The sequence below is a fragment of the Longimicrobiaceae bacterium genome, assembly GCA_035936415.1.
GTDB lineage: Bacteria > Gemmatimonadota > Gemmatimonadetes > Longimicrobiales > Longimicrobiaceae > JAFAYN01.
Window position 1 is genome coordinate 1 of sequence record DASYWD010000013.1, and the last position, 7,851, is coordinate 7,851.

The window sequence follows — 7,851 nt, forward strand, 5'->3', positions numbered from 1 at the left end:
CTCCGCCCCCTCCGGGAGGCGGGCCCGGAACGCCTCGCTGGTGACCACCAGCCGGGCGCCGGAGTCGCGGACCATGAAGGCCAGGCGCTCGACGGGATAGGCGGGGTCCAGCGGGAGGTAGGCGCCCCCGGCCTTGAGGACCGCCAGGAGCGCGACGACCAGGTCGGCGGAGCGCTCCAGGCAGACGCCCACCAGTGACTCCGGCCCGACGCCCCGGGCGAGCAGGTGGTGGGCGAGCCGGTTGGCCCGGCGGTCCAGCTCCGCGTAGGTGAGGGTACCGTCACCGAAGACGACCGCGGGGGCATCGGGCGTCCGGGCGGCGTGCCCGGCGAAGAGCTCGTGGACGCAGCGCTCGCGCGGGTACTCCAGGGCGGCGCCGCTCCCCCCCTCCAGCACCTGCGTCCGCTCCGCTCCCCGCAGCAGCGACACCTCGGAGAGGCGGCGCCGCGGGTCGGAGACGACGGCCTCCAGGAGCACCTCCAGGTGCCCCGCCATCCGTGCGGCCGTCTCCGCCTCGAACAGCCCGGTACGGTAGAGGAGGTTCGCGCCGAGCCAGTCCTCCGCCTCCAGCACCGTCAGGTTCAGGTCGAACTTGGCGACGCCCGCGCCGCCGCCGAACGGCTCCAGCCGGAGGTCGCCGAGCGACAGCCGCCCCTCCTCCCCGGCGTCCCGCTCCAGCGCGAACACCACCTGGAAGACGGGCGTGTGCGTCAGGCTGCGCTCCGCCCCCAGCTCCTCCACCAGGCGCTCGAACGGCAGCTCCTGGTGGTCGTACGCACCCAGCGCCGCCTCCCGCACCCGCCCGAGCAGCTCGGTCCAGGTGGGATCGCCACCCAGGTCGGCGCGCAGCGCCAGCATGTTGACGAAGAAGCCGATCAGCCCCTCGGTCTCGCGACGGTTCCGCCCCGCGATCGGGGAGCCGACGACCACGTCCTCCTGCCCGGCGTAGCGCCCCAGCAGCCCCTGCCAGGCGGCGAGCAGCGCCATGAACAGGGTCGCCCCCTCCCTGCGCGCGAGCGCTCGCAGCCCCCGCCTCAGCTCCGGCGGCAGCGGGAACGGGTGGCTCCCCGCGTGCGGGCTAAGCCCGAAGGCGCGCGACCGGTCGGTCGGGATCTCCAGGAGCGGCGGCGCTCCGGCCAGGCGCTCCGTCCAGTAGCCGACCTGCTCCTTCAGCACCTCGTCGACGAACCTGTTCCGCTGCCACACGGCGTAGTCGGCGTACTGCACCGGCAACTCCGGCAGACGTGCCGCCGGCTCCTCGCCCCGGCTGAACGCGCCGTAGAGGGCCGAGACCTCGCGCACGAGCACCTCCGTGCTCCAGGCGTCGCTGACGACGTGGTGCAGCGTGAAGCACAGCACGTGGTCGTCGTCCGCCAGGCGCAGGAGCGTGCTCCGGAGCAGCGGCCCGCGCGCGAGGTCGAAGGGCCGCGCCGCCTCTTCGCCCGCGAGCCGCTCCGCCTCGGCCTCCCTCGCCGCGGCGGGGAGGCCGCGCAGCTCCAGGACCGGGAGCGGCACCGGGGCGGGGGCATGGACGACCTGCACCGGCACGCCTCCCCGCTCGGCGAACGTGGTGCGGAGCGTCTCGTGGCGGCGCACCAGCCCGTCCAGGCAGGCCCGCAGCGCGGCCACGTCCAGCGCCCCCCGCACCCGCAGCGCGAACGGGATGTTGTAGGCGGTGCTCCCGGGGTCGAGGCGGTCCACCAGCCAGAGCCGCTGCTGCGCAAACGAGAGCGGGAGCCCCGCCCCGTCCTCGCGGGGGACCCGCTCCAGCGGCGGCGCGGGGGAGGCGCCGGCGCTCCGCAGCGCCTCGACGCACGCGGCAAACTCCGCCACGGTGGGCGCCTCGAAGAGCGCCCGCAGCGGCACCTCGGTGCCGAACGTCTGCCGTACACGCGAGATGGCCTGCATCGCCAGCAGGGAGTGTCCGCCCAGCTCGAAGAAGCTCTCCTCCACCCCGACGCGCGCCACGCCGAGCACCTCCGCCCAGATCCCGCAGAGCAGCTCCTCGGTGGGCGTCCGCGGCGCGACGTACCCTTCGACCGTCTCCTCCCACTCCGGCGCCGGCAGCGCCCGGCGGTCCACCTTGCCGTTGCGGGTGAGCGGGATCGCGTCCAGCACCACGAAGTGGCTCGGCACCATGTACGCCGGCAGCGCCCGACCCACCCGCTCCCGCAGCTCGGGGAGCGAGAGCGCCGCCCCGTCCTCCGCGACCACGTACCCCACCAGCCTGCAGTCGCCTGGCGTGTCCTCCCGCACCAGCACCACCGCCTCACGCACCGCCCCGTGCTCCACCAGCGCCGCCTCCACCTCCGCCGGCTCGATCCGGTACCCCCGGACCTTCGCCTGCTGGTCGGTCCGCCCCAGGAACTCCACCGTCCCGTCGGCCAGCCGCCGCGCCCGGTCTCCGGTCCGGTACAGCCGCGCCCCCGGCTCCGGGCCGAACGGGTCCGGCACGTAGCGCTCCGCCGTCAGCTCCGGACGCGCCCAGTACCCCCGCGCCACCGCCACTCCTCCGACGTAGAGCTCGCCCGGGACACCGACCGGCACCGGCTGCCCCGCCACGCCTCCGGCGCCCAGCACGTACACCGCCGCGTTCGCCAGCGGCGTCCCCACCGGGAGGTTCGCCCACCGTGCTCCGGCGTCGCCGGCCTCCAGCAGGAGCGTGGTGGTGGTCACCGTCGTCTCGGTGAGCCCGAAGACGTGCAGCAGCGGCACGCCCAGCCCCGCCCACTGGGCCAGCCGCTCCGCCAGCACCCGCTCGCCCCCCATCAGAACCAGGCGCAGGCACCCGGGCAGCCGCGTGCCCTCCTCCGCCAGCTGCCGCACCCACTCGTGCCAGAAGGCCGTGGGCAGCTCCACGACGCTCACCCGCTCCTGCTCCACCACGCGCACCAGCTCCGCCGGGGAGCCGAGCAGCTCGCCTCCTGGGAAGACCACGCAGGCGCCGCTGAGCCAGGCGGGGAAGACCTCCTCGATGAAGACGTCGAAGGCCGGCGAGGCGAACTGCAGCACCCGGTCGGCGGGCGAGAGCCCCATCCGTTCGCGCATGGCCTCGGCGTAGCAGACCAGCGAGCGGTGGCTGACCACGGCCGCCTTGGGCCGCCCGGTCGAGCCCGAGGTGTAGCACAGATACGCCAGGCTGTCGCTCCCCGGCTCCACCGCCGGCTCGGTCGGCGCAGCAGTTTCCTCCAGCGTGTCCACGCAGAGCACCGCAGCGGCGCTCCCGGGGAGCCGCCCGGCCAGAGAGGCACGGGTGAGCACCAGGGGAGCCCCGCTGTCGGCCAGGAGGTACTCCAGGCGCTCGCGCGGGTACTCGGCGTCCAGCGGCACGAAGGCGCCCCCGGCCTGGAGCGTGGCCAGCAGGGCGACGGCCAGCTCGGGCGAGCGGTCCAGGAAGAGCGCCACCGGCTGCTCGGGAGCCAGGCCGCGGGCGCGCAGCTGAGCGGCAAGCGCCGAGACCCGCCGGTGCAGCTCGGCGTAGGAGAGGGTGTGCTCGCCGCGGGCGACGGCGGGGGCGTCGGGCCAGGCGGCGGCGCGCCGGGCGACGAGCTGGTGGACCAGGGCGTGCCCAGGGAAGGGGCGCCGCTCGCCCCACGCGTCGTGGAGGAGCCGGGCGCGCTCGTCGGGGCGCAGGAGGGTGACGTCGGAGAGGCGGCGCTGGGGATGGTCGACCATCGACTCCAGCAGGGTCTCCAAGTGCACGGCCATCCGCTCCGCCGTCTCAGCCTCGACGCGAGCATGCTCGTACCGCAGCTCGGCCCGCAGCCGGGCATCGACCAGGGCCGAGAGCACCAGGGGGTGATCGATGTGCTCAGTCCCCTCGCTGCTCCGCACCCGCAGCTCGCCGAGTCCCTCCCCCAGCCGTTCGTCGATGGGATAGTTCTCGAAGGCGACCAGGCTGTCGAACAGCGCCTCGCCGGCGGGAACCTCGCTCCACCTCTGCACCTGTACCAGCGGGCTGTACTCGAACTCCCGCGCCTGTACCTGCTCCGCCTGCAACGCCGCCAGCCACTCGCCCAGCGTGGCCGCGCCGTCGAGGCGTACTCGCACGGGGAGGATGTTGATGAAGAGGCCGACCATCTCCTCCACCCCGGCGAGCTCCGACGGCCGCCCGGAAACGGTCGTGCCGAAGACGACGTCCTCCTCGCCCGAGTAGCGGGAGAGCAGCAGCGCCCAGGCACCCTGCACCAGGGTGCCTGGCGTCACGCCCCAGCGGCGCGCCTGCTCCTGAAGCGCCTGCGTCCGCTCCACCCCGAGCTCCACCCACGCCACTCCGGAGCCCAGCTTCGCCTCGTCCACTGCCCCCGGGCGAACGGGGAGCGGCGTGGGCGCGGTGAATCCCGCCAGGGTCTCTCTCCAGAAGCCCTCCGCCCGGGCAAGGTCCTGCCGCTCCAGCCAGGCCACGTACTCCCGGTATGGCCGACGCTCACGCGGCTGCATCTTCCCGCCCCGCGCATACGCGGCGTAGAGCCCCAGCACGTCGCGGAAGAGGACGCTGAGGCTCCACCCGTCCAGGATCAGGTGGTGGTGCGTCCAGATCAGCCAGTGCACCCGGTCCTCCACCCGGAACAGGGCCAGCCGCATCAGCGGCGCCTTCGCCAGGTCGAAGCCCTCGCGCCGGTCCTCGTCGAGGTACTTCTCGAGCCGCGTGTCCTGCTCGGCTTCCCTAAGCTCCCGCCAGTCGTGGCGCCGGATCTCCAGCTCCACCTCGCGCCGGACGATCTGCAGCGGCCGCTCCACACCTTCCCAGGCGAAGCCCGCCCGCAGCGCCGCGTGCCGGGCGATCCCACCCTCCCACGCCCGCCGCAGCGCCTCCACGTCCAGCTCCCCTTCCAGCACGTACCGGAACTGCCCGACGTAGGCGCCGCCCTCGAGCGAGAAGAGGGTGTGGAAGAGCATCCCCTCCTGCATGGGAGTCAGCGGGTACACGTCTTCGACGCCGCGATCCTGCCCCAGCAGCGCGTCGACCTGCGCCTGCGCGAGCCCCGCCAGCGGGAAGTCGCTCGGCGTGTAGCCGCCCGCATCGCCCGAGGTGCAGTGCGCGATCAGCTCCCGCAGCTCCTCGGCGTACCACGCCGCCACCCGCTCCATCGTCGCCCGATGGTGCACTGCGTCGCTGTAGCCGACCGACATCTCCAGCCGCCCACCGGAGACCGCCCCGTTGATCTCGATCAGATGTCCGCGCGGGCTACGCTCGTCGTGCGATGCTCCCGCGGACTCGGGAGCGAAGCCGAAGAAGGTGTCTCCGGAGACCGCCTGGTCGAGCTGCCCCAGGTAGTTGAAGGCGACCTCCGCCTCCGGCGCCGCCGCCAGCTCCGCCCTGGCCTCCGTCCCGCTCAGGTACCGCAGCAGCCCATACGTCAGCCCCTTCCCCGGAACGCTCCTCAGCTGCTCCTTCACCGCCTTCAGCCCCTCGCCCGCTCCGCCCGGCACCTCCAGCACCACCGGGTACACGCTCGTGAACCACCCCACCGTCCGCGACAGGTCCGCTCCGGAGACCAGCTCCTCCTCGCGCCCGTGCCCCTCCAGGTCCACGCGCACCCGGGCGCTGCCCGTCCAGCGCGAGAGCGTCCGCGCCAGCGCGGTGAGCAGCACGTCGTTGATCTGCGTCCGGTACGCCTGCGGCACCTCGCGCAGCAGCGCCTCCGTCTCCGCCTCGCTGAGGCTGACGGATACACTGCGCGCCCGGGCGACCGTGTTCTCGCCCGCGGGCCGGTCCACCGGCGGCGGCGTGACGTCCTGCCGCGCCTGCGCCAGCCAGTAGCCCGCCTCCTCGGCCATGGCCCCGGAGCGGGCCCGCTCGGCGAGGCGCTCGGCCCAGCTCTTCCATGCGGTGGTCTTCGCCGGCAGGCGCACCGCCTCGCCCCGCGAGAGCTGCGTGTAGGCGGTCTCCAGGTCCTCCAGCAGGATGCGCCAGGAGACGCCGTCGACCACCAGGTGGTGGATGACCACGAGCAGCCGCTGCCCGCCCGCGCCGAGCTCGAAGAGCACGACGCGCAGCAGCGGACCGCGGGCCAGGTCGAGACTGCGCTGTACCTGCTCGGCAGCGGCCTCCAGCGCGGCCCGGTCGGCCACCTGCAGAACCTCCACGGGGGAGCGCTCCTCGACGTCGGCGTGCGTCTGGGTCCACGCGTCCGCCCCGCTCCGACGGAAGCGCAGCCGAAGCGCGTCGTGGTGCGCCTCCAGCGCAGCCAGCGCCCGGTCGAGCTGCACGGAATCCAGCGTCTCGCGCGGGGTGAGCAGCAGCGCCTGGTTGAAGTGGTGCGGCGCCGGGCTCTCCTGCTCGAAGAAGCGCTGCTGAATGGGCGTCAGCGGGGCCTCGCCCGTGACGGGGCCCTGCGCCACTTCGATGGTTCCGGCATCGACCCACTCCACGACCTCCGCGAGGCGCGCGACGGTGGGACGCTCAAAGAGCTGCCGCGGCGTCAACTTCAGCCCCCGCTGCCGCGCCCGCGCCACTACCTGGATGCTCAGGATGGAGTCACCGCCCAGTTCGAAGAAGTTGCGGTGGACGCCGGCGCGCTCCAGTCGCAGCACCTCCGCCCAGATACCGGCCAGCACCTCCTCGGTCGGGGTGCGCGGCGCGACGTACCGGTCGGCCGCTCCCTCCCACTCGGGGGCCGGCAGGGCGCGCCGGTCCACCTTCCCGTTCACGTTCAGCGGCAGGGAGTCCAGCACCACGAAGGCCGACGGCACCATGTACTCCGGCAGCCGCTCATGCAGCCGGGCACACAGCTCCGCCGTCGAGACCTTCTCCGCCTCGGCCACCACATAGGCGACCAGGCGCTTCTGCCCCGGCGCGTCCTCCCGCACCGCGACGACGGCCTCCCGCACCCCCGCCTGCTCCCCCAGCGCGCTCTCGATCTCCCCCGGCTCGATCCGGAACCCCCGGATCTTGACCTGCTCGTCCGTCCGCCCCAGGAACTCCAGCTCTCCGTCGCGCCGCCAGCGTACCCGGTCTCCCGTGCGGTACAGCCGCGCTCCGGGCTCCGGTGAGAACGGATCGGGGACGAAGCGCTCCGCCGTCAGCTCCGGACGCCCCAGGTACCCTCGCGCCGCCCCGTCGCCGCCCACGTACAGCTCCCCCGGCACTCCCACCGGAACGGGGCTCCCGTGCGCGTCCAGCACGCGGGCGCGTACCCGGTCGATCGGCCGGCCGATTGAGGGCACCGCGGCACCCCCGATGGAAACCTCGCCCGAGGTGGAGACCACCGTCCCCTCCGTCGGACCGTAGTTGTTCACCAGGGCGAAGGGGAGCCCGGCGCGCGGACGGACCCGCAGCGCGTCGCCGCCGGTGAGCAGCGCCCGCAGCGCCGTCTCCCGCGGCCAGGGGAGCGCGAGCAGCCCCCCCGCCAGCGGCGTGGGAACGAAGCAGACGGTGATCCTCCGGTCCAGCAGGAACGCCTGCAGCGACTCGGGGGCGAGCCGGTCCTCGTCCAGGAGAGGGTGGAGCGCGGCGCCATGCGCCAGGTACGGCCACGTCTCCCACACCGCCGCGTCGAAGCTCGGGGAGGCCACCTGCGTGGCGCGGTCGCCCGGGACGACGCCGAAGGCCCGGACGTGCCAGGCGACCAGGTGCGCGAGCGCGCCGTGCGAGACCATCACGCCCTTGGGCGTCCCGGTGGAGCCGGAGGTGTAGATCACGTACGCCAGGCTCTCGGGCGTCAGCGAGACGATCGGTGCTGCATCGATGCCGGCTCCCTCCATCGAGGCATCGAGGCAGACGGCCTCCGCCCCCTCCGGGAGGCGGGCCCGGAACGCCTCGCTGGTGACCACCAGCCGGGCGCCGGAGTCGCGGACCATGAAGGCCAGGCGCTCGACGGGATAGGCGGGGTCCAGCGGGAGGTAGGC

Annotated in this window: 1 protein-coding gene; it reads right to left on the bottom strand. The window is 74.1% G+C overall.

The features are described 5' to 3' along the window. Positions 1 to 7,851, bottom strand: a 7,851-nt coding sequence (locus VGR37_00345) for an amino acid adenylation domain-containing protein (GenBank protein ID HEV2145843.1), incomplete at both ends; no start/stop codon positions are given.